This window comes from Bacillus sp. SIMBA_005, assembly GCF_046535585.1.
Lineage (GTDB): Bacteria > Bacillota > Bacilli > Bacillales > Bacillaceae > Bacillus > Bacillus pumilus.
Window position 1 is genome coordinate 1 of the sequence record NZ_JAWRWI010000059.1, and the last position, 424, is coordinate 424.

Below are 424 nucleotides of genomic sequence, written 5' to 3' on the forward strand. Positions count from 1 at the left end.
GATTGGCATTTTACCGACAGTTCTATTCATGATTATGACTGGCATTATCGGCGCAGCAGCTGCAAAAAAACAAGGAACCGAAGTGTATTATAAGGTTCAGCGTGATCTTCAATATGGCAAAACGCCGGGAGAAGCGATTGCTGACGGTCTGTGCATTTTCATTGGCGGTCTATTGCTGATGCTTCCGGGCTTTTTATCAGATTTGGCCGGCGCCTGTCTTCTTATCCCGTTTACCCGCGGCTGGTGTAAGCCGATTCTGTTCAAATGGCTGAGAGGTATGTCGAAGAATAAGCGGATCATCATCAAATAAAAAACGGCAGCCATGAAAAAACGGCTGCCGTTTTATTTTTGCTGAACGGTGATATAGGACCATATTTCTTTTAATGCGCCTGTTGTGATGAAGGCTTGGATGATGAAGAGTACA

General features: G+C 44.8%; 2 protein-coding genes. One reads left to right on the forward strand and one right to left on the reverse strand.

From position 1 onward, the window contains the following. The coding region (locus SB660_RS19070; RefSeq protein ID WP_410583785.1) for an FxsA family protein at positions 1-310 on the forward strand (310 nt) is incomplete at its 5' end. A 32-nt stretch (positions 311-342) separates the two neighbouring features. Here SB660_RS19070 and SB660_RS19075 read toward each other — a convergent pair. Further along, positions 343-424 (reverse strand): hypothetical protein (locus tag SB660_RS19075; RefSeq protein WP_410583787.1); only part of this gene is annotated, 82 nt, incomplete at its 5' end.